At 68.7% G+C, this 24181-nt stretch carries 23 protein-coding genes, 1 tRNA gene and 1 pseudogene; 9 read left to right on the forward strand and 16 right to left on the reverse strand.

Annotation, left to right across the window (positions count from 1 at the left end; all coding sequences use genetic code 11):
* Positions 1 to 117, forward strand: a pseudogene (locus E1294_RS06015) (IS5/IS1182 family transposase); the annotation flags it as partial.
* 239 nt (positions 118 to 356) lie between these two features.
* Here E1294_RS06015 and E1294_RS06025 read toward each other — a convergent pair.
* The 3 genes from E1294_RS06025 to E1294_RS06035 form a co-directional block, all read right to left on the reverse strand.
* The gene (locus tag E1294_RS06025) at positions 357 to 1262 is read right to left on the reverse strand and encodes an HNH endonuclease (RefSeq protein WP_165977118.1); all 906 of its coding nucleotides are present in this window, start codon (positions 1260 to 1262) and stop codon (positions 357 to 359) included.
* A 207-nt stretch (positions 1263 to 1469) separates the two neighbouring features.
* Positions 1470 to 2633: a hypothetical protein gene (locus E1294_RS06030; protein WP_132505438.1), complete on the reverse strand. Its 1164-nt coding sequence runs from the start codon at positions 2631 to 2633 to the stop codon at positions 1470 to 1472.
* A complete protein-coding gene (locus E1294_RS06035) occupies positions 2630 to 3910 on the reverse strand; it encodes a hypothetical protein (protein ID WP_132505441.1) in 1281 nt (426 codons plus the stop codon). The genes E1294_RS06030 and E1294_RS06035 overlap by 4 nt, the downstream gene beginning before the upstream one ends.
* 902 nt (positions 3911 to 4812) lie before the next feature.
* On the opposite strand from E1294_RS06035, the gene E1294_RS06040 reads away from it, so the two are divergent.
* Positions 4813 to 5289, forward strand: coding sequence for a tyrosine-type recombinase/integrase (locus E1294_RS06040; protein WP_220447593.1), 477 nt, complete (start codon positions 4813 to 4815; stop codon positions 5287 to 5289).
* A gap of 209 nt (positions 5290 to 5498) precedes the next feature.
* On the opposite strand, the gene E1294_RS06045 is transcribed toward E1294_RS06040, so the two are convergent.
* Positions 5499 to 5572, reverse strand: a tRNA-Arg gene (locus E1294_RS06045).
* A gap of 53 nt (positions 5573 to 5625) precedes the next feature.
* Positions 5626 to 5835: a hypothetical protein gene (locus tag E1294_RS06050; RefSeq protein ID WP_132505447.1), complete on the reverse strand. Its 210-nt coding sequence runs from the start codon at positions 5833 to 5835 to the stop codon at positions 5626 to 5628.
* Between the two features lie 234 nt (positions 5836 to 6069).
* Between E1294_RS06050 and E1294_RS06055 the strand changes: the two genes are divergently transcribed.
* Together E1294_RS06055 and E1294_RS06060 are read left to right on the forward strand one after the other, a co-directional pair.
* Positions 6070 to 6807 carry a phosphotransferase gene (locus E1294_RS06055; RefSeq protein ID WP_246082842.1) on the forward strand — a complete coding sequence of 246 codons (738 nt, stop codon included), beginning with the start codon at positions 6070 to 6072 and terminating at the stop codon, positions 6805 to 6807.
* The gene (locus E1294_RS06060) at positions 6791 to 7729 is read left to right on the forward strand and encodes a cobalamin biosynthesis protein (protein ID WP_132505450.1); all 939 of its coding nucleotides are present in this window, start codon (positions 6791 to 6793) and stop codon (positions 7727 to 7729) included. The genes E1294_RS06055 and E1294_RS06060 overlap by 17 nt, the downstream gene beginning before the upstream one ends.
* Before the next feature lie 224 nt (positions 7730 to 7953).
* Here E1294_RS06060 and E1294_RS06065 read toward each other — a convergent pair whose 3' ends face one another.
* The 3 genes from E1294_RS06065 to E1294_RS06075 form a co-directional block, all read right to left on the reverse strand.
* Positions 7954 to 8187 carry a hypothetical protein gene (locus E1294_RS06065; RefSeq protein ID WP_132505453.1) on the reverse strand — a complete coding sequence of 78 codons (234 nt, stop codon included), beginning with the start codon at positions 8185 to 8187 and terminating at the stop codon, positions 7954 to 7956.
* A gap of 90 nt (positions 8188 to 8277) precedes the next feature.
* Positions 8278 to 9075, reverse strand: a complete 798-nt coding sequence (locus tag E1294_RS06070; protein ID WP_132505456.1) for an exodeoxyribonuclease III — start codon at positions 9073 to 9075, stop codon at positions 8278 to 8280.
* A 143-nt stretch (positions 9076 to 9218) separates the two neighbouring features.
* Positions 9219 to 9983, reverse strand: a complete 765-nt coding sequence (locus E1294_RS06075; protein ID WP_132505459.1) for a hypothetical protein — start codon at positions 9981 to 9983, stop codon at positions 9219 to 9221.
* Positions 9984 to 10103: 120 nt separating this feature from the next.
* Between E1294_RS06075 and E1294_RS06080 the strand changes: the two genes are divergently transcribed.
* A complete protein-coding gene (locus E1294_RS06080; protein ID WP_132505462.1) occupies positions 10104 to 10832 on the forward strand; it encodes an AfsR/SARP family transcriptional regulator in 729 nt (242 codons plus the stop codon).
* Between the two features lie 9 nt (positions 10833 to 10841).
* On the opposite strand, the gene E1294_RS06085 is transcribed toward E1294_RS06080, so the two are convergent.
* Positions 10842 to 13844: an AfsR/SARP family transcriptional regulator gene (locus tag E1294_RS06085; RefSeq protein ID WP_132505465.1), complete on the reverse strand. Its 3003-nt coding sequence runs from the start codon at positions 13842 to 13844 to the stop codon at positions 10842 to 10844.
* A 137-nt stretch (positions 13845 to 13981) separates the two neighbouring features.
* Complete coding sequence (locus E1294_RS06090; protein WP_220447596.1) at positions 13982 to 14602, reverse strand: hypothetical protein; 621 nt, start codon at positions 14600 to 14602, stop codon at positions 13982 to 13984.
* Between the two features lie 20 nt (positions 14603 to 14622).
* On the opposite strand from E1294_RS06090, the gene E1294_RS06095 reads away from it, so the two are divergent.
* The gene (locus E1294_RS06095; RefSeq protein ID WP_132505471.1) at positions 14623 to 14805 is read left to right on the forward strand and encodes a hypothetical protein; all 183 of its coding nucleotides are present in this window, start codon (positions 14623 to 14625) and stop codon (positions 14803 to 14805) included.
* On the opposite strand, the gene E1294_RS06100 is transcribed toward E1294_RS06095, so the two are convergent.
* The gene (locus tag E1294_RS06100) at positions 14789 to 16348 is read right to left on the reverse strand and encodes an ABC transporter substrate-binding protein (protein ID WP_132505474.1); all 1560 of its coding nucleotides are present in this window, start codon (positions 16346 to 16348) and stop codon (positions 14789 to 14791) included. The two genes, E1294_RS06095 and E1294_RS06100, sit on opposite strands and share 17 nt — an antisense overlap.
* Before the next feature lie 186 nt (positions 16349 to 16534).
* Between E1294_RS06100 and E1294_RS06105 the strand changes: the two genes are divergently transcribed.
* The gene (locus tag E1294_RS06105) at positions 16535 to 18397 is read left to right on the forward strand and encodes a sensor histidine kinase (RefSeq protein WP_132505477.1); all 1863 of its coding nucleotides are present in this window, start codon (positions 16535 to 16537) and stop codon (positions 18395 to 18397) included.
* Positions 18390 to 18755, forward strand: a complete 366-nt coding sequence (locus tag E1294_RS06110; RefSeq protein WP_132505480.1) for a DUF742 domain-containing protein — start codon at positions 18390 to 18392, stop codon at positions 18753 to 18755. The genes E1294_RS06105 and E1294_RS06110 overlap by 8 nt, the downstream gene beginning before the upstream one ends.
* Here E1294_RS06110 and E1294_RS06115 read toward each other — a convergent pair.
* Complete coding sequence (locus E1294_RS06115; RefSeq protein WP_132505483.1) at positions 18733 to 20139, reverse strand: MFS transporter; 1407 nt, start codon at positions 20137 to 20139, stop codon at positions 18733 to 18735. The two genes, E1294_RS06110 and E1294_RS06115, sit on opposite strands and share 23 nt — an antisense overlap.
* 75 nt (positions 20140 to 20214) lie before the next feature.
* Here E1294_RS06115 and E1294_RS06120 point away from each other — a divergent pair, with 75 nt between their 5' ends.
* A complete protein-coding gene (locus E1294_RS06120; protein WP_132505486.1) occupies positions 20215 to 20682 on the forward strand; it encodes a MarR family winged helix-turn-helix transcriptional regulator in 468 nt (155 codons plus the stop codon).
* Here the strand turns inward: E1294_RS06120 and E1294_RS06125 are convergent.
* From E1294_RS06125 to E1294_RS06140, 4 genes are read right to left on the reverse strand one after another with little or no spacing between them, the layout of a single operon-like run.
* Positions 20675 to 21553 carry an ABC transporter ATP-binding protein gene (locus E1294_RS06125; RefSeq protein ID WP_246082852.1) on the reverse strand — a complete coding sequence of 293 codons (879 nt, stop codon included), beginning with the start codon at positions 21551 to 21553 and terminating at the stop codon, positions 20675 to 20677. The two genes, E1294_RS06120 and E1294_RS06125, sit on opposite strands and share 8 nt — an antisense overlap.
* Before the next feature lie 2 nt (positions 21554 to 21555).
* Positions 21556 to 22314 carry an ATP-binding cassette domain-containing protein gene (locus tag E1294_RS06130; protein ID WP_132505492.1) on the reverse strand — a complete coding sequence of 253 codons (759 nt, stop codon included), beginning with the start codon at positions 22312 to 22314 and terminating at the stop codon, positions 21556 to 21558.
* The gene (locus E1294_RS06135) at positions 22311 to 23168 is read right to left on the reverse strand and encodes an ABC transporter permease (protein WP_132505495.1); all 858 of its coding nucleotides are present in this window, start codon (positions 23166 to 23168) and stop codon (positions 22311 to 22313) included. The genes E1294_RS06130 and E1294_RS06135 overlap by 4 nt, the downstream gene beginning before the upstream one ends.
* Positions 23165 to 24181, reverse strand: a complete 1017-nt coding sequence (locus E1294_RS06140) for an ABC transporter permease (protein ID WP_132505498.1) — start codon at positions 24179 to 24181, stop codon at positions 23165 to 23167. Before E1294_RS06140 ends, E1294_RS06135 begins: the two co-directional genes overlap by 4 nt.

Below are 24181 nucleotides of genomic sequence, written 5' to 3' on the forward strand. Positions count from 1 at the left end.
ACCTTGAAGACCTGGAAGATCCTGTCCCGGCTGCGCTGCTGCCCGCACCGCGCCACCACGATCGTGCAGGCCATCCTCATCCTGCAACTCATCGAAGAAGGCCGCTACGCAGGATGAAAAGGGCTCAGAGTGTCTGGGCTCTTCTGAAGCGGTCCTTGGCCAATCTGGTCAAGAAGACCTTGAACGGACTCGTCCGGCTGATCAGGACCCGGCTGAAGAAGATGCAGTACCGGCCTGCGCTGGTCAGCGCCTTCATCGCTGAGACCGGTCGACACCAAACTCCCGTAACTTCAGCCTCGAACTTTTCTAGGCCTGCCCGACGAGACAACTACCGCCAGGGATGAGCATTGTTGCGCTTACTTAAAAAACCATCGTCGATATCTCTTGCCAGGGATGATCGCACGATCGGATTTGGCAATATTACATTTCTGGCAAAGAAGTTGAATGTTGGTTATGTCGTTGAGTCCACCATCAGCTAATGGCACAACGTGATCAAACTGCTCCGAAGGTAATACATCCAGAAGATTGGACAAGTCCCTCCCACACATGGCGCATTTTCCATGTTCTCGGAAAAATACGGCTCTCTTTACCCATGTGGGTATGCGTACGCGCTTGAGGCGACCGTTTCGGGCGAAGAAACGTGCCATTTCCGGAGCCTCAACAAGGTCGTCCGGGTCCACCTGGGCAACCTGATCCGCAACAAACGAGTTCAGCCCTGCAAGGAGAACGCGGTTGTGAAAAACTACATGAAAAACCTCGTCGGCCATGCACGACAGGAGGTCGTCGTAGGCTTGCGAAAGAAAAGCTGTCTCCCAGAAATATTCGTAGCACGCATTTGCGACTTTATTTGATTCCCTCCAGGCCCACAGCCGCGGTCGAACTTCCACCTCTTCGCCATCGGGGGGTGGGACTTTGAAGGGCTCCCAGTCTATGCCGTATGCCCTCATGGCCAAATCCATGGGAAGATATCGCTTAGTATGGACTTTGAATGGCTCCTCGAGGTATTGACGTACGACGTATGGGCCGCTGGTATCTTCGCTGAACATATCATGAGCTATTCGACTGGCAAACCGGTGCAACAATGTCACTTTTTGCCAAGGGGGTACGAATTCGGACACGCCGAAATCAATAGTGAGATCCTCTAAATCATGTATGAACGCGTATGGCTGAGCGGCGACATGAGATAATTTTTCGGCGATATCGTAGGTCCGAAAGAATCTATGCGTTATCCATTCTTTATTTCTGTCGCTATTTCCAACCATGCACTCCCTCCCTGCTTCGATGGGTCCAGTTACTGCGCGGAGGGCTGGGACTCCTCGACGAGTTGCTCTAGCGACCGTCCCACGAGCACCGGCTCCACCATCTGCCGGCGAAACTCCGCCGGCTAGGGGTAGACACAGTGAACTCCTTCTTCTGGCAACCATGGTTCCTCATAGATCAGGTGTCCACCAAACTGGGGCGAGACCACGTCACGTGGGAATCGTGGTTTGCTCAGGAGCGCTCGGCACGGGTTCACCAAAAAGAAGCGACCGTACGCGCGCTCGGAAGCCGTCGTCTAGGCCGGTGGTGCTCACCAGGAACTGGACGACGTCGGCAGCTTGTTTCGCGGCCAAGGCCTCGTGGAGTGAACCGAGATCGGCTGGCTCAACACGCTGAGCCAGCGCGGTCACCGTGGTCAGAACTTCAAGCAGGCGCAGTGCTGATAGCACTCGGTCAGGCCGATGCATGACCCTGGTGATCAGCTCGCGGAGCTTGGGGTAATACATCGGTAGCGGGTCGACTCGGACCTCGGCAGGCAGCGCTCCACCTTCGCGAAGACTCGCAAGCAGCCCGGACAGCTGTTCCTTCTCACGCAGGCCGACGATGCCGCCGAACAGGTACTCCTGCAACCCGCGGTCGGGGTCGGACACGTGGGCGGAGCGTATGGCATGGATGGCGTGACAGAGGCTGACCAGGTAGAGCCACGTCAGATCAAGTACCAATGCAAGGTGGCGGGGATTGCGCGGGTCGAGTAGATCGGTACAGGCGCGGAGATGTTCGACTAGTTGCACCAGGTTGCGGTGCTCATCGTAGAGCCAGTAACCGAACTGGCGATAGTCGAGCAGCGGTTTGAGCCTCTTGTCCAAACCGGTGAAGGCGGCGAGGACAGTCGCCGCGCTGGACACCTCGAACAGATGAGATATAGGTGCACTGTCAAGCGGGATGTCGCATGGGTAAAGTTCTTCCAGGCGACTGAGGTCCGCACTGGTCAGTGTGGTGATACCCAGCCGGGTGGCGAGTTGTCGCGCAGCGTCGGTTACAACGGAATCGCGCACCATGTAGGCGTCGTCGGCGGCGAAGAAGTCGCCCACCCCCCGCACCCAGAAAGTACGGCCCGTGGAACCGCCTGCGGTGGTCTTACAATCCACGATCGTGCTGTGTAGCCGGGCCCCGCCAGTGAGGCTGAGGCCGAGCACATCGAGGTCGGTGAACGACTCCGGTTGCGAAGTACGTCTTCCTCGCTCCTTCGATGTGTCCGACCGTGCCGCGGGACCCCATGCGCCGCGAAGCTGCACGTCGAGGCGGGTGGTATAGCCCATTCTCCAAAGCAGCCGGCGCGAGGCCACCTTGAGGCCGAGGTCTTGTTCGCTCATCGAATCCGTCCCAGTCCCAAAGCCGCGTCCACTACGGTCTGCCACTGCTGAGGCGAAACCGTCGCCCTATTGCGAAGTCGGGCTGTTGTCTGCATGGGGGCAGAGAAGGGCTGGCCGAGCAACAAGGCAGCTCGGGCCTGCTCGTCGCCGACTCGACCTGCGACGGGTTCGCCGTGGGTGATCAAGTCGCGTGCGATGCGCAACGCTTCTCGATTGTCTTCGGTGTCGATGAACTGCGGCCGCACCCAACTTCCTCCGGGCATAGAGTCCGGGGCAAAAGCGATGATGCCGGCCGAGTGCATAAGCCCATACTGCCTGGCGTGGGATGAGTGGGGTTGGAGGATGCCTCGGTGCGGGTCCAAGAGCTTGTCGATCACGTCGACCAGCGCGTCGGCGGGCAGGCTGGTCGCCCCACCGAAATGCTGTCCGCATCGCAGACACGCCAGCACCGCAAGCGCCTTCTCCAGCACTGGCTTTCGGCCGCGCAGCAACTCCCGGTTGAGGGTATAGGGCAGAGCAGCGAACGGTTGCACTGTATGGTTCGGCAGCTCTACGGCCGGGGCAAGGAGAAGGCCGCGGGCGATGGCATCCTGCAAGACGGGCTGAACTGCTGTGACCGGCATACCCTGTTCACCGCGCAAGGCAGCGAAGGCGTCGGCCAGCTGAGCTGAGCCGTGTTCTCGGACAAGATCGCCGACGACTTCCGGATTCTCAAACCCGAAGAACGGCGAGTACACCACGTCCCCGTCCAGCAACGGAATTGTCTTGATCAGGTCCGCCCTGCCACCGACTTCAAGGAGCTGGGGCACGGCGGCGGTATCCAAGCCGATATGAGCGGCAAGCTCCTCGACCGGCACAGGGGTGTCCGCGAGGTGCTCGACCAGGACCACCATCTGCTGTTCGAGTTCGGTGGGTTGGCGAGCTCGCCAGGCGCAGCCAAGTTCGGCGTACAGGTCGTCATAATATGGGACATTCTCGGTAAACCTGACGATCCTGCCGCCTGAGGTCTGAACCCCCTGGACGAACTCGACGTCGGCGAGTGTCTTGACAACAGCGTCGAAGGCGAACTGGTTGACGTCCAGCTGCTCGGCGGCCACGGCGCGGAGCGCCTGCGCATCGTCGATGACGTCTTGGCCACGGATGAGGGCAGCGAGACTGGCTGCCATGCCGATCAGCTGAGTCTCAGCCAGTGGGGTCAACGTGCCGGAATTCGGGTCAACATTGCGCAGACCGGCATGAATATCCTGACAGCGGAGTCCTTCATCAAACGGGTCCATCTCGCCCCCTTGGAATCAGTCCCGGATACTCTAATCGACGCATTTGTCATAGCGGTTGGCGTTTCGGCCAGATCTGTCCGCAGCAATCGCATCGTGAGCTCGAGCTCTTCAAGTTGCCGGTCCAACCGTCCCGCCCAATGCGAAGTGGCGCACGAGCTCAACCGGCCGACCGGCGCAGCCTGTCGGCCGGTTGTGTGGTCAAGGGTCAGACTGCCCAACGACTGTGTCTCGGCACCCGTGCTGCCTGGCCGGAGGTCCGTGTCCGCTGCCGGGGCATTGGCTGGGTCAACGTCACGCGCGTTGGTGCTTTCCGCCTGCATCACGATCGCACTTGCTGCGTCGGCAGCACGCCTGCCGTGGCTGGGAGGGCGAGCCGAATGAGGTCGCTGCCGGGGCTACCGATAGTCCCCTCGGCTTGTCCAGGGAGATACGGGGGATGATCTTGCACGCTGCGGCGCCCACGAGGCTGTATGAGCAGCTCAAGGTGCCTGACTGGGCAGAAGAACGTCCGCTCTCCTAATGCGAGCCCTCTTGTTCCAGGTCAACGGCGCTGCAAGTCGGACGCTCAACACGACGTGGACCAGGGGTGGATCGGAGGTTGTGACTCGCCTCCAGGTGTCAGCGAGTCAGACGCGTAGTCTCGCGCTGTAGCGGAGCGCATGGGCAGCAGCCTGCCCCGGAAGCAGTACACCCGGGTTGCGGAGCGCGATCTTGCCTGGTCTTTGCCTGCCTTCATGTCCGAATTCGCGCCTGGAGGCAGGTATTTAGAAGGCGACAGGGACCAGGTGGCTCGGATGATCGGGCCACATCACCATGACAGGACCCAACCACAGCACCCTTCGACGTCCGCCATCCACCACGCCCATCAGGGTCGACAGCCTCAGCGGGAAGGGGCCCTGCAGTTGGCTTGGGCAGTTCATGAGGGCACCCCGAAGACCGACGCCTCGGTGCGGACCATCGCCTTGGACAGCGACACCGCACAACTGCTGCGTGCCCATCGGCAGCAGCAACTGCAGGAACGGCTGGCCATGGGTGAGGCGTGGACGGACACCGGGTTCGTCTTCACCCAGCCCGACGGCACCCGGCTCCATCCCCAGCACATCTCCGACCAGTTCCTCTGGCTCGCCTACCTCGCCGGCCTGCCGCCCATCCGCCTTCACGACCTCCGCCACGGGGCAGCCTCGCTGATGCTGGCGGCCGGGGTAGAGATGAAGGTCGTGCAAGAGACCCTGGGCCACACCTCCAGCGCCTTCACCGCCGACACCTACACCTCCGTCTACCCGCAGGTGGCCATGGCCGCGGCCGAGAAGACCGCCGCCCTGCTCTTCGGTGAGGAAGACCAGACCGAACCGGGCAAACTCATCTCGCTGAGGAGCTGAACAGTCGGATTAAGCATCCGGCCCCGCGTTCGCCGCCTGCTCGGGGCGAGGCGGGGCCGCTGCTCTTGCCGCAGCAGCCGAAGGTAGCGGATGGATCATGGTGTGTGCGGGGTTGGTGCAAGCGAGCACGCACGGAGCACGCAAACGCTAGACGAAAATTCTAGAATACATCCGATCCCGCATCGCCGCAGGTCAGAACATGATCAAAGCGCGCCCTGCAGGATTCGAACCTGCGACCGTCGGATTAGAAGTCCGGTGCTCTATCCAGCTGAGCTAAGGGCGCTCCCGCCTTATTGTGCATGATCCGACGACATGTCACGCACACGTTTTCCCGTGTCAGTCTGTCAATCCGATCACACTCCACATGAACAGGGTCCTCGCGACCGTAGCCGCCAGGGTCCAGCCGGTGGCCTGTCTGGTCGTGTGGGCCTCAGGGAGGATATCGGACGTGGCCAGGAAGAGGAGGAAGCCGGCGGTGAGGCCGACGCCGGTTCGGGTGTGGCGGCGGGTGGCGTAGTCGCCCTCGTGGGTGTCGTCGATGCTCATCGAGCGTTCGGTAACGAGCGTCCTTGGATGAGCGCGACCCCCTCGGATGTGTACGGCGCCTCGGACGAGCGCGACCCATCAGACCCGTCAGCGTCCGGCACGGATGAGGGCGGTCCGAGACCGAGCCTGCTGCGGGAACCGGTGAAAAGATCGGGCGGAAGCGGGGCGGAAAGTCTAAGCTCTCGTGGCATGGTCGCGACGCTCCTGTATGAGATTCCCTTGCAGGGCGGGGATGTGACTGACGGAGTGGTGCGCGTCGATGACACCGTGCGCAGACCGGCCAGTACGTCCACGCCCTCCGTGCACGCCCTGCTCATGCACCTTGAGGCGGCGGGGTTCGAGGGTGCGCCACGGGTGGTGGGGATGGACGAGTTCGGACGCCAGATCCTCACCTACGTGCCGGGCACGACCGGGCTCCGGCTGGAGAGCGCGAGCGATGAGGCGCTGGCCGGCCTCGCGGGGTTGGTGCGGGAGTTCCACGATGCGACGGCGGGGTTTCCGCTGACGCTGGACGGCTGGGAGGAGGGATCGAATGACGATAAAGTGCCGGAAGTCATCGGCCATTGTGACTTAACGATGGATAACGTGATTTTTCGGGCGGGGCGGCCGTACGCGTTGATCGACTTCGATCTGGCCCGGCCGACCACGCGGCTCTTCGACATCGTCACCGCCCTCCGCCACTGGGCCCCGATCGCCGACCCCGTCGACCGCCCTCCGCTCCTCCACGCCCTCGACGTGGGCGAGCGCCTGCGCCTGTTCTGCGACGCGTACGGCGTCCTGCCCCGTGACCGGCGCCGCCTCCTCGAGCTGGCCAGGCTCCGCTTCCACCGCTCCTACACCGTCATGCGCACCCGCGCCTCGGCCGGCGGCAACTGGGCGAAGATGTGGGCGAACGGCGCCGGCGAGCGCATCCGCCGTGCCGCCGCATGGCTGGACGTGCACGAAGATGAGCTCCATGCCCACCTGGTCTGACCCTCTCGGCCTCGCTCTCGGCGTGGCGCTCGACCGGCTCGTCGCCGACCCGCGGACTCCCGCCCATCCGGTGGCCCTTTTCGGGCGCGCCGCGGCGAGGCTGGAACGTTCGCTCTACAAGGACGCGCGATCACGTGGAGTCCTGCACGTCGCCGTGTGCGTCGGCGGCGTAACCGTGCTCGGCGTGCTGGCCCAGCGCATCCCCGGCCGGCCCGCGCGTACGATCGTGACCGCCGTCGCCACCTGGGCCGTGCTGGGGGGCACCACGCTGGCCCGCGAGGGCGCCTACATGGCCGCCGCCCTGGAACACGACGACCTCCAACGCGCCAGGGCCCGCCTCCCCCACCTGTGCGGGCGCGACCCTTCCCGGCTGGAGGCCAAGGAGCTGGCGCGGGCCACGGTCGAGTCGCTGGCCGAGAACACCTCCGACGCCGTCGTGGCACCGCTGTTCTGGGGTGCGGTGGCAGGCGTGCCGGGGCTGCTGACGTACCGCGCCATCAACACGCTGGACGCCATGGTCGGCCACCGCTCGCCGCGTTACGAGCGCTTCGGCTGGGCCGCGGCGAGGCTCGACGACGTGGCGAACCACGTGCCCGCGCGGCTGACCGGACTGCTCGCGGTCCTGACCGGGCCGGACCCGCGCGGCGCGCTGGCCGCGCTCAGGAGGGACGGCCACCGGCACCCCAGCCCGAACGCCGGCCGCTGCGAGGCCGCGTTCGCCGGCGCGCTGGGCGTCACGCTGGGCGGCACGAACGTCTACCAGGGCAGGGTCGAGCACCGTCCGACGATGGGTGACGGGCCGGAGCCTGACGTCAAGGACATCCGCCGGGCCGTCCGCCTGACCCGCGCCGTCACCCTGGCCGCCGCGGGCACGGCCGTGGTCACCGCCTGGGCCCTGCGTCTCCGCCGCCACCACCGCTGAAGCGATCCCCACCGGTACCACCGTGCGCGGGCCACCCGAGGCACGCCGTACACGGCGAACCCTGCCGCCGCACACAGCCCGAGCCGCCGTACACGGCCAATTCCGCCGCCGTTCACAACCCGAGCCGCCGTGCAAGAGGCTCGGGCGCGGCAGAAGAATTCTGGTGAGCCGCGCATTATTGCTCCATCCCGTGCAATTGCGCGGTAATCACCTCCAGGCCTTTTTCACATGACGCGATTCAGGTTGAGCACCAGCCAGACGACGAGTATCGCGAGCAGGGTGATGCCGATCATCGACTTCGCGGCGTTGTTCGCGACGGCCTTCCTGGCGCTGACCTGCCTGGCGCTCTGCTTCCACACCTGACGCATGATGACCATGGTCTGGAAGCGGCGGCCGAGGGCGAACACGGCGAGGGCGATGATGATGAACAGAATGACACGGCCGTCTGCAGGTTCCACGGAGCTCCCCCTGTGGGCCTTGAAGGTTCTTGACACCCCCGAAACATTCGAGAACACAGAATACTCGGACAGCCGCGATGGGGAATTAGTTCATGGCCGCAGTTCCACCACGATCGGCGCGTGGTCGGACGGTCCCCTCCCTTTGCGGGCCTCGCGGTCGACGTACGCCGACCGCACCCGCCCCGCGACATCCTCGCTCGCGTAGACCAGGTCGATGCGCATGCCCTTGTTCTGGTGGAACATCCCGGCCCGGTAGTCCCAGTACGTGAACGGGTGCGGCCCCTTCATCGGCGTCGGCACGACGTCGTGCAGTCCCAGGGCGCGAAGGTCGGCCAGCGCCTGACGTTCTGGCGGGGTGACGTGGGTGGAACCGACGAAGAGCGCGGGATCCCACACGTCGGCGTCGGACGGCGCCACGTTGAAGTCGCCACATGCCGCCACGGGCCCGGCGGCCAGCTCGGGTTCGAGTGCGTCGCGCAGCGCCGAGAACCAGTCCAGCTTGTACGCATAGTGCGGCGAGTCGACCGTGCGCCCGTTCGGCGCGTACAGGGACCACACCCGCATGCCGCCGCAGGTGGCGCCGATGGCCCGGGCCTCGGGGCGGGCGGCGCCGACCCCGTCGAGCTCGGCGAGTCCCGGCTCGCCTGGGAAGCTCAGGGTCACCTCGTCGAGCCCGACCGCGGACAGCAGCGCGACGCCGTTCCACCGCCCGTCGCCGTGGGCCGCGGCGGCGTAGCCGAGCGCGCCCACCTCCGCCGCGGGGAACGCATCCGCGGGGCACTTGGTCTCTTGCAGGCAGACGATGTCGGGTTTGACCCCGGCCAGCCAGTCGAGCAGGCGGGGCAGCCGTGCCTTGACCGAGTTCACGTTCCAGGTAGCCAGGCGCATGCTTCCAGCCTGCCACCGGCAGGGGCGGAAGGGTGCGAGCGCCCCCGCGCACCGGGCGCGCGCGCCGTCGCCGGGCAGGTCATGCCGCGCTCATGGCGCCGCCGCGAGCCCGCCCGGTCCACGTGATGGGTGCCGCGAGCCGGTCAGCGCATCTCGCTGGTCCAGAGCGGCTTGTTGGCGGCCGAGTAGATGATGACGCGGCCGTCGTTGCTGACCGACAGCCAGGCGCCCGGGTTACCCGCGGTCTTGGTCGTCCACAGGGGCTTGTCGTTGCGGTCGACGACGACCCAGTTGCCTTCCTTCTGCATGATCGAGCGCGCGCCCGGGTGCCCCGCCGTCGGCGTGGTGAACAGGCTGCGCTTCCCGTCGTACAGGACCGCGTTGCCCTCCTTCTGCTGGATCAGCTTGTAGCGGCCGTTGTGCGACTGGATGAACTGCCCGGGGCGCAGCACCTGGCCGGAGGGCAGCTTGCTGATGTAGGCGATGGAGGACCACAGCGGCTTGTTGTCCCTTGAGTAGATCACCAGGTTGCCGCTCTGCTTGGGCAGCTTCAGGTAGGCCCCGGGGTTGCCGGCGGTCTGCGTGGACCACAGCGGCTTGTTGTCGAGGCCGTAGACGACGAGGTTGCCCTCCTTCTGCATGGTCGTCCGGGCGCCCGGCTTGCCCGCGGTGGGCGAGCTCCACAGCGCCTTGGTGCCGTCGTAGAACACCAAGTTCCCCTGCGCCTGCTGGATGAGCTTGAACCGGCCGGAGGTCAGCGACTGTCCGGGCAGCAGCCAGTCGCCGGGACCGAGGCGGTCCTTCGCGATGACGGCGGCGTTGCTCGGCTGCGCCATGGCGACGGTGGCCATCGGCCCCGCGATGAGCGAGCCCGCCATGACAGCGATCGCGGCCTTCTTCGTGATCACTTTATTCTCTTCCTGTTTAGGCGAAGATCGTGAGTGGTAGACCCTGACAGAAGCTGTTGGCGTTCTGTTGGCGCCGCAGTGTTTAGCCACCTTTTAGCGTGTCCCGCCAGGCTGTCATGAATGGATCGCTTGGAGTTTCGCCTGCTCGGGTCCATTGACGCCTGTGTTGGGGGACGCCGCCTGGATACCGGGCCGCGTAAGCGTCGTTACGTCCTGGCCGCACTGCTGCTGGACCTGAACCGTCCGGTGCCGGTGGAGCGGCTGATCGACGCCGTGTGGGAGGGTGATCCCCCGGACAGCGCGCGGATGACCGTGCAGGGACACGTGTACCGGTTGCGCAGGACGCTGGTCGGCGCCCGGGTGGAGACCGACTCGTCGGGATACGTGCTGCTCGCCGGCCCCGAGTCGGTGGACGCGCTGCGTTTCCGCCGGCTGGTCGCCGAGGCGGCGCGGCGCGACGACGGGTCCGGCGCCGACCTGCTGGACGAGGCGCTCGCCCTGTGGCGCGGTCCTGCGCTCGGAGGGTCGGGAGGCGGCAGGTCGCTGGAGGTGGCGGCGGTCGAGCTGGAGGAGGCGCGGCTGGCCGCGGTCGAGGAGCTGGCCCGCAGGAGGCTCCGGCTGGGGGAACCGGAGCGGCTGGTCGCGCCGCTGCGCGCGACCGTGACGGCCAACCCGCACAGGGAGCGGCTGGTGTCGCTGCTCATGACGGCCTTCTACCAGGTGGGGCGGCAGGCGGAGGCGCTGGAGCTGTACGAGCGCACCCGCCGCCTGCTGGCCGATCAGCTCGGCGTGGACCCGGGCCGGGAGCTCCGCAACACCTTCGAGTCGTTGCTGTCCGCCCAGACCTGAGCGGGCGGCTCAGAGCTCGTCGAGCACGGTCTGCGCGGCGGCCTCGTCGAGCCGGTGCCCCCATTCCTTGTGCACCTCGGCGGCCCGCCTGGCGTGCTCGCGCGCGGCGTCGGGGTGCCCGTCGAGCAGGTCGGCCCGGGCGAGCAGGGTGAGCGCCAGCCCTTCGAGCCGCCGCAGGCCGTGCCGGGTGGCCGCGTCGAGCGCCTGCCCTGCCGCTTCGGCGGCCTCGGCGGGCCGGCCGCCGCGCAGGCAGACCTCGGCCAGCCAGACGCGCGCGCGGGTGTCGAGATAGGGATAGGTGCGGTAGCGGTAGGAGGCGATCACCTCCTTGAGCATGGAGATGCGCACGCCGATCTCGATGGAGTCGTCCACCAGGGCGAGCGTGCTGCGGGCCTCGTCGTACTCGCTCCGCAACCCGCTGGCCCGGGCCGTCTGCACGGCCCGCCGCGCCAGGTCGGCCGCCCTGGCGTCCTCGCCCTTGAGGTGGTGCGCCATGGCCGCGCTCGACAACGTTCCGGGCAGCTGGCCCGCATGGGCCGATTTCAGGCCGTCTTCGAACGCCTCCGCGGCCGCGTCGAGGTCGCCCATCGCCAGCCGGATGTCGCCGACGATGGAGCAGGCCCTGGCCCGCCAGGCGGGCGGCTCGCCGAGCGTCTCCCGCATACGGTTGGCGCGTAGTTGTTGTTCCAGGGCCTCGCGGACGCGCCCTGACCACAGCAGCACGATGGCATGGTTCTCCAGCGTGGCGGCGAGCTTCGTCGAGGGCTCCAGCGCCTCCCACAGCCGGACGATGCGCTCGTGCCTGGCCGCGCCCTCGTGGAAGTCGCCGAGGCTGGAGGTGGCCACGACGAAGTTGGTCAGCGTCAGGAGCGTTCCCGTGCCCCATCCGATCCGCTCGTAGAGCTCGGCGGCGAGCTCGTAGTGGCGCAGCGCCGCACGGGGTTCGTTCAGGACGAAGCGGGCGTTGGCCTGCGTGTGGTGCATGCTGGCCTGCCCGGCGAGGTCGCCGTCGCGTTCGGCGGCGGCCAGCCCTTTGCGCGCCAGGACCGCGATCACGTCGGGCTGGTACGTGCCGTACATGAAGGCCCGCAGGGTCTCGATCAGCCGCCAGAGCACGCGTCCCGAGGCGTGGTCCATCACCGCCAGCAGGTTGTGCTGCTCGGCGTCCAGCCAGGCGGTGGCCGCGTCGGCGTCGGCGAACTCCTCCGCGTCGTACGGCGGGTCCTCGGGCGTGAGCGGGAGCAGGTCGATGGAGGGCGCGAGGAGCGGCGCGGCCGCCCGCGCGGTGTGCAGGTAGTAGGCGTGCAGCCGGGCGGGGTCGTCGTCGCCCGCCGTGCAGTGCTCGCGGGCGTAGAGGGCGACCAGGTCGTGCAGCCGGTAACGGCCCGGCGTGTGCTCCTCCACGAGGTGGGCGGAGGCGAGCCTGGTCAGCAGCCGGGTGGCCGTGGCCGGGTCGGTGCCTGCCAGCCGGGCGGCGGAGTGGGCGGTGAAGTCGCAGCCGGGGACCAGCCCGAATCGCCTGAACAACATCCGCGCGTCGTCGGGGAGCGCGGCGTACGAGCTGGCGAACGCCGTGGCGACCGTGGCCTGCGCGTCTCCTTCGACGGCCAGCGTGCTCCACCGGTCGGCGTGCAGCTCCTTGATGTATTCGCGCAGGTCGGCCCGGCCGATGAGGTTGGCGCCCGCGATGGCCAGGGCGAGCGGCAGGTGCCCGCAGAGCTCGGCCAGCTCGGCGACGGCCTCGGGGTCGGTGTGGACGACGTCCTTGCCCACCAGGTCGGCGAGCAGGTCGCGGGCCTCGGCGGGCGTGAGCGTGGCCAGGCGTACGCTCTGCGCGCCCTGCAGGATGAGGCCGCGCAGCGTGTCACGGCTGGTGACGATCACCCCGCAGGAGCCGCCGGGCAGCAGCGGGCGCACCTGCTCGGCGTCGGCGGCGTTGTCGAGCAGGAGCAGCACCCGCCTGGTGGCCAGCGTCGAGCGGTAGAGGTCGAGTTGCTCGGCGGTGCTGCCCGGCGCCGGCACTCCGAGCGCTCCGAGCAGCCGGGGCAGCACCCGCTCGGGCGGCAGCGGCTCACCCTGCCCGTAGCCGTTGAGGTCGACGTGGAGCTGGCCGTCGGGGAACTCGGCGGCGACCTGGTGGCCGACGCGCACGGCCAGCGCCGACTTGCCGATGCCCGCCGCGCCGGTGACCACGGCGACGCGGCCCTCGCGCAGCAGCTCGCGCACGCGCTCGGTCTCGGCCCGCCTGCCGACGAAGCCGGCGGCGTCGCGCGGGAGCTGTCGCGGCACCACCGGCCGGTGGCCCTCGACGATGCGCTGGTGCAGATCGCGCAGCCGGGGCCCGGGATCGACGCCCAGCTCCCCCGCGAGCAGCCGCTGCACCCCGTGGAACAGCTCCAGAGCCTCCGCCGTCCGCCCGTCGTGCCACAGCGCCGTCATGGCCAGCGCGTGCGGCGTCTCCCTGAGCGGCTCTTCGTCCCTGAGCTCCTGCAGCAGCGCGGGCACCTCGCGGTGGCGGCCCAGCTCGATGAGGGCGGAGGCGTACTCCTCGACGAGGTCCCACCGCTCCCCGGTCAGCGGGCCGCGTACGCGCTGGTCGACCCAGGTGGTGCCGACCCCCTGCAGGGGTTGCCCGCGCCACAGGGAAAGCGCCCGCTCCCAGGCCGCTGCGGCCTCCTGCGGCCGGGTCGCCGCCCGCCCCTCGGCGGCCAGGCGGCGGAAGCGGCACACGTCGATCTCGTCGTCGAGCACGGCGAGCGAGTAGCCGGCCGTGGTGCTGGCGATGCGCCCGGCCAGCGTCTTGCGCAGTTGTGAGACCTTGAGCTGGACGATGGTCTTGGCGGTCTTGGGCGGGTCTTCCTCCCACAGTGCCTCGATCAGCCGGTCGACCGGCACGTAGGCGCCGTGGCAGGCTGCGAGGAGCCCGAGCACGCATTGTTGCTGGGCGCCCTCGATCGGGATTTCAGCACCGCTGTCGTACACTTCGACCGGGCCGAGCACGCGGATGTCCATCGTGTCCGAGCCTAATGCGTCAAATGTTCCTCATCTTCGCCATCTGCGCCGAGAGCACGCCCAGCGGCCGGATCACGGCCGCCTTCGGCGGGCAGGGCCACCCCGGACGCCCGCGACCTTTGCCCGCTTTTTACGTTTCAGCGCTGCGCGCGCTCGACGCCCACGGTGATCTCGTTGCCGAGCCGGTATCCCATGAGCAGCCCCAGGTCGTCACCGCTCCAGAACCTGCCGGGGTCGTACCAGTTGGGCCGGCGACCGGCGGGCAGCAGCCCCATCTCCTCGTAGGTGACCGCCACGACCTCGGCGCAGTAGGCGCTCTCCAGCGTCTGCTCCCGGCGGCGGCGCGGGATCCGGCCCCTGGCCCAGCGGGCGGCCAGCCGGGTGGTGGAGGGGAACGGGGTGCCGTCGAGCCGGGCGACCGTGCGCAGGGCGGCGTCCTCCATCTCGCGCGTCGCCTCAGGGTCCAGCTGGCGCAGCCAGGGCCGCTGGTCGTAGCGGTCGGCCCAGACCGTCACGGCGTCGCGCAGGTCGTGCAGCTGCACTCCGCGGTGGTGCGTGCCCGCCCACAGGTCGGGCAGCGACCGGCCCAGCTCGGCGTGCCACATCATGGGCGGCAGGTCCTCGATCACGATCGCCATGCCCACGTGGTTGACCGGGCTGTTGGTCATCGTCTGGATGGCGCGGTCGGGCACCGAGCGCCCGCGGAAGACCCACAGGTCACCGGTGCGCGTCACCTTGACGGCCTCGTCGAGAGTCAGCACACCGTTAGCCTAGGCACATGCGCTGGTGGAAGATGCTCGGTCTGGCCGGAATCATGGGAGTGGCGGCCACGGGGGTGGTGATCGCACGGGCGGAGCGGCGCCGCCGCGCCTACACGCCCGAGGAGATCAGGGCCCGCCTGCGCGAGCGGGTCGACACCGCACGCGGCGACACCTCTGAGGAGGTCACCCCGACGGCCTGAGGCTGTGGACGAAGACCACGTCGGGATAGGCCGGGTTGTCGTCATATCCCTCGACGCCGCCCAGGTAGGCGCGCTGCGAGTAGACCACCCACGGCAGCGCCGCGGCCACCCGCTGGTCGAGCACCCTGACCGTGGCCTGCTCGTAGGCCCGCTGCGCCGCCGCCTTGTCGGTCACGGTCAGCTCGGGCACCGGGTCGAGCAGCGCGTCCAGGGTGTGGTCGCGGAGGTAGGACAGGTTGAACTCCGGCTTGTCCGCGCTGTGGAAGACGTTGCCGAAGTAGGAGTAGCCGTCGGCGTAGTCGGGCCACCAGTACATGATGAAGATGTCCTGGCCGCGTTTCTTGCCCAGCTCCCACTGCGCGTTCCAGTGCATGGGCCGGGTGTCGAGGGTGACGTTGAGCGGGCGCAGCGCCGCCCGCAGCTTCGTGACGAGCAGCTGCTGGTCGGGCTGGCCCCGCCCGTACGTCACGCGCAGCCGCAGCGGCTCGCCGCCGGGCCCGTGGCCCGCCTTCCGCAGCAGCCGGGCGGCGCCCTCCAGGTCCTGCCGGGGCTCCCTGCCCGGCACGTGGCCCAGCAGCCCTTCTGGCACGACGCCGCTTGCCGGGCCCACGGCCCCCTGGAGCGCCCGCACCACGCCCTGGTAGTCGACGGCCTTCTGGATCGCGCGGCGCACCCGGATGTCCTTCATCGGGCCGCGCGCGGTGTTGAAGAGCATCATCGCCGTGGTGAACGAGCGCCGCTCCGACGTGCGGATGCCCGGCGTCTTCGAGGCCCTGGCGAACAACTGGGGTGAGAGCCGGTCGACGAAGGTCGCCTCGCCGTCCAGCAACATCCGGTACGCCCTGCCGGGGTCGGGCACGGCACGGAACTTGACCGTGTTGTAGTGCGGCCTGCGCCAGCCACCCCAGTAGCCGTCGTACGCGGTGAGCGTGAGCTCCTCCTCCGCACCCTTCTGCCACTGGGCCACCGTGTACGGTCCAGAACCCGCGTCCCTTCCCTGCGCGAACCACTTCGTCAGGTCCGGAGCCGCCTTCGTGTCGTAGATGTAGGCGGCGTACCCGGAGGAGGCCACCAGGTCGAGCGGGACGGGATAACGCAGCGTGAAGGTCACCGTCTCGGGGTCGTCGACCCTGATGGAGGAGACGGCGTTCCAGATGTAGGAGGCGCCGGTCTTGGCGTTCATGGTGCGCTCGATCGAGGCCTTGACGGCCGCCGCGTCCACCGGCCTGCCCGTGTGGAAGGTCACGCCTGATCGGATGGTGAACGTCCAGCTGCGGCCGTCGGCCGAGGCGTGCCACGACGTGGCCAGGCGGGGGGTGGCGAGTTTGGTGACCGGGTTCCAGTGGGTGAGGGTCTCGTAGATGTTCTGGAAGGCGATGATCTCGTTGGAGTAGGAGCGGCTCGGGTCCCACTCGGTGATCACGTCGGTGTTGTAGACGTGCACGAAGGGCGCCGTGCCTTCCGGCGCCTCGCGCACTTCCGTGGGAGGCGAGCACGCCGCGAGGAGCACCAGCGCCGCGGCCGCAACGAGACGACTGCGCAACGTGTCCCCCTCCGTCACCGATGTACCCGGGAAACCTACTGCATGATCATGAAAACATGTCCAAAACTCCCGAAAAATTGGGCAATCTGGTGATCGAATTGCTATCCTCAGGGCTTGTCCCGTCCGGGGTTGCCAGCAGGGGACCGACCGGAGTGAGGTGCCATGGGTCGTAGCCGAACGATCCGCATGAAGATCATCGGACTCCTACTGGTGCCTCTGACCTCCATGGTGGTGTTGTGGGGCGTCATCACCGCCGTCACCGCCACAGAAAGCTTGGAGCTACGCGAGTACAAGACACTCTGGACGAACCTCCGCCATCCAGCGTACAAACTGATCAACGAGCTCCAGCAAGAGCGTCTCGTCTCGGCCAAGCACCTGCGCCACATGGCGGCCCAGACCGCGGTGGAGGCGCAGCGTAGCCGTACCGACGCCGCCGAGGACACCTTCAGGCGGCTCTCGGACAACTCCAAGGACAGATCGGAAGAGATCCGCACGCAGGTGAACGCGGTGTACACGCAACTGAACAGGCTCGACGTGATCAGGGGAGAGATCGACACGAGCCTGAGTGACCGCCTGCACGCCGTGGAGTCCTACGACGCGATCGTGGACGAGCTGTTCGGCCTGCACCGCCGCGTCGCGCTCATCGACGACATCCCGATCTACGAGCAGTCGCGCGTCAACATCGACATGAGCTACGCCAAGGAGCTGCTCACCCGGGAGCAGGCCATCGCGCTCGGGCCGACCACGGCCGCGGAGCGCAGGATGTTCACGCAGATCGTCGGCAACCGGCGGTTCCTCGTCGACCAGGCGCTCGGCGAGCTCGACCCGCCACTGCGCGACCCCCAGGTCGCCCTGATCACCTCCGCCGCCTACCAGCGGATGCGGATGATGGAGGACCAGATCATCTCCGGCCGCTCGCCGCGTGACTGGCTGAGCGTCACGGAGGAGCTGGCCGAGACGTTCCAGGCGGCCCAGATGCGGGCCAGCACCAACCTGAACGAGCGCGCCGACCCGGTGGCCGACCAGGTGCTCTCGCGGGCGTTCATGCTGGCGGGGACGGCCCTGGTGCTGGTGATCGTGTCGATCGTGTTCTCGCTGCGGATGGGCAACCGGCTGTCCCGGGAGCTCGGCGCGCTCCGGCTGGCCGCGCTGGAGGTGGCGCAGGAGCGCCTGCCGCACGTGGTCGGCAAGCTGCGCAGGGGCGAGCGGGTCGAGCTGCCCGAGGTGTCGGTGGCGAGCACCACCGTCGAGATCGACGACGTCGGGCAGGCCTTCTCCACGGTTCAGCAGACCGCCGTCGAGGCCGCCATCGGGCAGGCGCGGCTCAACGAGGGCGTCGGCCACGTCTTCCGCAACCTGGCCAGGCGCAGCCAGACGTTGCTGCACCGCCAGCGCATCCAGCTGGAGGACATGCAGCACCGCGCGACCGACCCGGACGCCCTCGAGGACCTGTTCAAGCTCGACCACCTCACCACCCGCATGCGCCGTCACGCCGAGGGCCTGATCATCCTGTCGGGCGCCACGCCGGGCCGCGGCTGGAGCCGCCCGGTGCCGCTGCTCGACGTCGCTCGCGGGGCGGCCGCCGAGGTGGAGGACTACCCGCGGGTCACCGTCGAGCCGATGTCCGGCCAGCGCCTTGCGGGCCCCGTCGTCGGCGACGTGATCCACCTCGTCGCGGAGCTGATCGAGAACGCCACCGTCTACTCCCCCGTTCACACCCAGGTCATCGTGCGCGGCGAGGAGGCGGCCCGAGGGTTCGTCTTCGAGGTCGAGGACCGCGGGCTCGGGATGAGCGCTGAGGTGCTGGCCGAACTCAACGAGCGGCTGGCCAGCCCACCGGAGTTCGACCTGGCCGACAGCGACAGGCTCGGCCTTTTCGTCGTCTCCCGCCTGGCCGCCAGGCATGACATCCGCGTGACACTACGCGGTTCACCATATGGAGGGACCACCGCGATCGTGTTGATCCCGGCTGAGCACGTGGCCGATCCGGACCCGGAGCCCCACGTCAAGGAACCCGCTCGACCCATGCGGGTGGTGCGCAGTGAGTGACAGGCCAGAAGAGCGCTGGCTGGACGAGGACGCCGGTCCGATCGTCCCCGCCTACCTGCTGACGAGGGGCCGTACGGTGCCCGCGAGCGAGGCCATCGACCTCATCGCGGTGATCATCACGTCCGGCGGCCTGACGACGCCGCGAGGGCTCGACCCCGAACATCTGATCATCCTGCAGAAGTGCACTCAGCCGACCCGGCTCGTGGACGTGGCGGCCGAGCTCAACCTGCCCATCGGCGTGATCAGGGTGCTGGTCGGCGACCTGCACGCGCGCCGGCTCGTGCAGGTCGAACACCCGCCTCCCGCCCCCGACGCGAAGGTGTTGCTCGAGGTGATCAGCGGGCTGAAGGCGCTGTGACCGCCCGGCGGTTGAGCCATCCGTACGTGGCCGCGAACAGCGCGGCCACCGCTCCGGCCGCCGCGGCCACGCCGAAGACCCACTGGTAGCCGCGCACGCCGGGACTGGCGGCCAGGATGGCGGCGATCGCGGCGCCGGCGGTGCTGCCGCCCACGATGCGCACGAGCGCGTTCACGCCCGCGGCGACGGCCGTCATGCCCGGGTCGACGTGCTCGACGGCCATGGTGCCGAGCGCCGCGTATCCGATGCCGAAGCCGATCCCCATCAGCGAGGCCGCCATGTACAGGTCGGCGGGGCCTTCGTGCCTGGCCACCAGCCACAACGCCGCCAGCCCTGTCACCGCCGAGCCCGTGGCCACCAGGGACGAGGCGTGGAAGTGGCGCATCAACCGGCCCGCGAACAGGGAGATCACCAGCATGAACAGCGTGCTGGGCAGCAGGTAGAGCCCGACCTGCAGGGTGGAGGCGGCCAGGCCGTAGCCGGAATCGGCGGGCGCCTGGGCGAACCCGGAGATGCCGGTCAGGAGGGTGAAAAACGCGAGGCCGAGCAACATCGAGGCCACCGTCGCGCCGACCGTGCCCCGATGGACCAGCATCGACATCTGCACCAGCGGCTCGGGCACCCGGCGCTCGACCACGACCCACACGGCCGCCAGCACCGCCGCGGCCGCGAACAGCCCGAGCACGCCGGGCGAGGTCCATCCCCACGAGCCGCCCTCGCTGATGGCCAGCAGCAGCGCGACCAGCCAGGCGGTCAGCAGCCCCGCGCCGAGCAGGTCGGGGCGGCCCTTGACGGCCGGCGCGTGGTCGCGTACGAGGAAGGCCACGAAGACGGCGGCCACCAGGGAGATGGCGGCCGTGATCCAGAAGACCAGGTGCCAGTCTCCCGAAGCGAGCCCGGCCACAATCATCCCGCCACCGGCGCCGAATCCCATCGTCGCGCTGAGCACGCCGATGCCGGTCGCGAGCTGGCGTCCGGGCAGTGTGTCGCGCACCACGCCGATCGACAGCGGCACGAGCGCGGCCACGAACCCCTGCAGCACCCGCGCCACCATCAACCAGGTCAGTGAGGTCGCCAGCGCCGCCATCACGGAGCCGGCCACCAGCAGCGCCAGGGCGCCGAGGATCATGCGGCGCCTGCCGTACATGTCGCCGAAGCGCGACAACAGCGGCGTGGAGACCGCGGCGACCAGCAGGCTCAACGTCAACGTCCAGCTCACGGCGGCGAGCGAGGCGTCCAGCTCGCGTTGCAGCACGGGAAGCAACGGCACGACCGCGGTGTTCTGCAAGGCTGCGATGGACGCGGCGAAGGCCAGTGACACTACGGCCGGCCAGGGGTTGCGCGCCAAGGTGCCACGGCGCGCGGTTGCGACGGCTGTCGCCATGTTCCGCTCCCTTTAGATAACTTGGGTAAGTAGTCGAGGAACGATGATACATACCTAAGTTAGGTAAGCAAACCGATGGACGACGATCTCAACAGGATGGTCTCGGCTTACCGCCGGCTCACGGCCACGCTCCACCGCGCCAAGACGCACGAGCGGCTGACCGAGGCCGCGGGCGTTCGGCTCGACCGGCCCGACGTGCAGATCCTCGTCCACCTGCTGGACGCGGGCGAGCCGTGCAGGATCGGCGCGATCGCCGAAGGACTGCAGGTGGAGAGCCCACACGTGACCCGGCACGTCGCCGCGCTGGAGGCACGCAAGCTGGTCGAGCGGGTACGCGACCCCGATGACGGCCGGGCCTGGCGCATCGCGCTCACCGAAGACGGAGCCGAGGCCGCGAGCAGGTGCCGCCAGGTGACGGCCGAGTGGTTCGAGGGCGCCACGGCCGGCTGGCCCCCGGAGGAGCGCGCGGAGCTGGCCAAGCTGATGGACAAACTCGCCGAAGACTTCACCGCGCACCTCAAGGAGCGCTTCCCGGCTAGGTGACCAGCACGTCCTCCGCCCGGTGGCAGGCCACCTGACGGCCCCGCACGTCCCTGAGCGCGGGCGGCCGCTCGCATCCGGGCGCAGCCAGCGGGCAGCGCAGCCTGAACGGGCAGCCCGCCTCCGCCGGCACGGCCTCCGTCGGGCCCCCGGCCTCCGCTCTGCCTGAGCTCGGGGGCCCGCCGAGCTTCGGCACGGCGTCGCGCAGGGCCCGGGTGTAGGGGTGAGCCGGGTTCGCCAGGAGGTCGCGCGTGGGGCCCGACTCGACGACCCGGCCCGCGAACAATACGTGCGAGGTGCGGCAGAGCCGCTGCACCACGGCGAGGTTGTGGGTGATCAGCAGGCGCTCGGTGTCCAGAGAGGCGATCAGGTCGAGGATCCTGGCCTGGACGGTGACGTCGAGCGCGCTCGTGGGCTCGTCCAGGATGAGCAGGCGAGGGCCGGCCGCCAGGGCCCTGGCGATCACCACCCGCTGGCGCTGGCCTCCCGAGAGCTGGTGCGGCCTGCGGGCGACCAGTCCGGGGTCGAGGCCGACCTGTTCGAGCAGCTCCGGCACCCTGGCTCTGGCGGCGCGGGGCAGGGCCTCGGCCACGGAGGCGCCGATACGCATCCTGGGGTCGAGGGCCTCGGCCTGGAAGACGGGCTGGACGTCCTTGCGGAACTTCCGCATGTCCGCTTTTTTGAGGGTTTGGTCGCCGTACCAGATATTTCCGGCCATGGGGGTGAGGAGGCCCAGGAACGCGCGCGCCAGGGTCGTCTTGCCGGAGCCGCTCTCCCCGATCAGCCCGACGCCGCCCGCGGTGATGTCCAGGCTCACGTCGTGCACGACCGCGCGCCCGGCGTACCCGAGGGTCACCCGCTCGGCCCTGAGCATGGTCACGGTAGCGCCTCCAGCAGCTCGCGCGTGTAGGGGTGCGACGGCTCGGTCAGCACCCTCGCGGCGGGACCCGACTCCACCACCTCCCCCTCCTTCATGACGAGCACCCGGTCGGCGATCGTCGAGACCAGGGCCAGGTCATGGGAGACGAGCAGGAGCGCCAGCCCTCGTTCCTCCCTGAGCCGGCGGAGCACGCCGACCACCTCGGCCTGCACGGTCACGTCGAGGGCGCTGGTGGGCTCGTCGGCGAGGATCACCTCGGCGCCCAGGGCGATGGCCAGCGCGATGGCGAAGCGCTGGGCCTGGCCGCCGGAGATCTCGTGCGGGTAGCGGCGCAGGATCGCGCGGTCGAGCATGACCGCCGCCACGGACTCCGCCATGATCTCGTCAAGGCTCCCGCCCCGGTCCGCGCCGCTCCCGACGCCGTGAAGCTTGAGCGCGCGGCGCATCAGCACGCCGAGACGGGTGGCGGGGCTGAGCGCCGACTGGGGTGACTGCATCACGAGCGCCGCCCTGGCGCCCCGGATCTCGCGCAGCCCGCGCGGCGAGGCGGCGAGCACGTCGACCCCGCACACCCTGACGTGTCCCGAGATCTCGGCGTCCTGGGTGAGGCCCAGGAGCGAGAGCAGCGTCGTGGACTTGCCCGAGCCGCTCTCCCCCACGATCGCGACGCACTCGCCCGCGCCCACGTCCAGCTCGGGGACGTCGGCCACCAACCGCCCCGCGTAGCGCACCTGGAGGTCACGCACCTCGATCACTTGACCGTCCTCGCTCTGGGGTCGAGCGCGTTGCGCAGCCCTTCCCCCAGCATGTTGAACGCGAACGCCGTCACCAGGATCGCCAGCCCGGGAAATGTGCCGATCCACCAGTTCGTAGTGAGCAGCGTCTGTCCCTGCTGCACCATCAGCCCCCACTCCGCCGTCGGCTCCTGCGCGCCCAGCCCCAGGTACGACAGCGCCGCCGCGGTGAGGATCACGCCGCCCGCGTCCAGCGAGATCTGGACCAGGACGGGGGTGAGCGAGTTCGGCAGCACGTGCCTGAGGACGATCAGCGGCGCGGGCACGCCGAGGCATCGGGCGGCGTCCACGTAGGGGCGGGTGGCGATCGAGGCGGCCACGGACGCGGCCAGCCGGGTGTACCACGGCCACCAGGTCACCGCGATGGCCAGGATGACCGTGTTCACGCTCGGCGGCAACACGACCGCCAGCGCCAGCGAGAGCAGCAGCGCGGGGAAGGCCAGGAACACGTCCGTGACCCGCATGATCACGTCCCTGACCCAGCCTCCCGCGTACCCGGCCACCACGCCCAGCGTGACGCCGCCCAGCGCCGAGACCGCCAGCACGGACACGGCGATGGACAACGAGGTGCGACCGCCGTACAGGATCCTCGTGAGCACGTCGCGGCCGAGCTGGTCGGTGCCGAACCAGTGCGCGCCGCTCGGCGGCAGCGACCCCTCCAGCGGGCGCGGCTCGTCCGGGTACGGGGCGAGCCACGGCGCCATGATCGCGGCCAGCACGATGAGCACGATGAGCACCGCTCCGAAGGCGGCGAACCGGTCGGGGACCCGCGGCAGGGAGCGCCGCAGCGGCACCTCGGGGCCCGGGCTCGTCATCGGGTCCTCGCCCGGGGGTCGAGGAAACCCTGGAGCACGTCCACGACCAGGTTGGCCAGGACGTAGACCAGGGCGACCAGGAGGGTGACGCCCGCGATGGCCGGCGTGTCGCGCGAGCGGATCGACTCGGCGGCGTAGCGGCCCAGGCCCGGCCAGTTGAAGATCGCCTCGACGAGGAAGCCGTTGACGATGGAGTAGGCGAGGACCAGGGCGATCAGCGACAACACGGGGCTCAGCGCCGGTCTCAGGGCGAACTTGGTCAGGATGGACGTCTCGCCGAAACCGAGCGCGCGTGCCAGCCTGGCGTGGTCCTGGCCGGACTCCTCGATCAGGGTCGCCCTGGTCATCTGGGCGATGACGCCCGTGGGGTAGGCGGCCACGACCAGGGCGGGCAACACCAGGTGGTGGAGGGTGCTGGTGAAGATGGGCCAGTTGCCGGTGATGAGGGCGTCGACGACGGTGATGTTCGTCCACAGGGTGAGGGGGCTGGTGGTGTCGAGCGAGGAGTCGTACTCGCCGGCCACGGGGAACCAGTCGAGTTTGCCGGCGAAGATCAGTTGCAGGGCCAGGGCCAGCCAGAAGACGGGGACGGAGACAGCCAGCATGCTGCCGAACCGCACCCCGAGGTCCGGAAATTTCGTCTTGTAGCGGGCGGCTAGCACGCCGACCGGGATCCCCACCACGACCGCGATCAGCAGAGCCGCCCCGACCAGTTCGAGCGAGGCGGGGAACGCGAGATAGAGATCCTCGCGCACGGGTTGCCGGGTGCGCAGGCTGACGCCCCAGTCACCGGTGAACAGGTCGCGCACATAGGCGAGGAGCTGCGCCGGCAGCGGATCGTCCAGCCCGAACCTCTCGCGCGCCGCGGCGAGCTCCTCCGGCGTCGCCTTCGGCCCGGCGAACGCCACCGCCGGATCCCCCGGCACCAGCCGCATGACAGCGAACGTGAGCACGACCACGCCGGCCACGACCAGGAGGGCCTGGCCGAGCCGGCGGGCCAGATAGCGCAGCAT

Origin of the sequence: Nonomuraea diastatica (assembly GCF_004349015.1) — a bacterium.
Lineage (GTDB): Bacteria > Actinomycetota > Actinomycetes > Streptosporangiales > Streptosporangiaceae > Nonomuraea > Nonomuraea diastatica.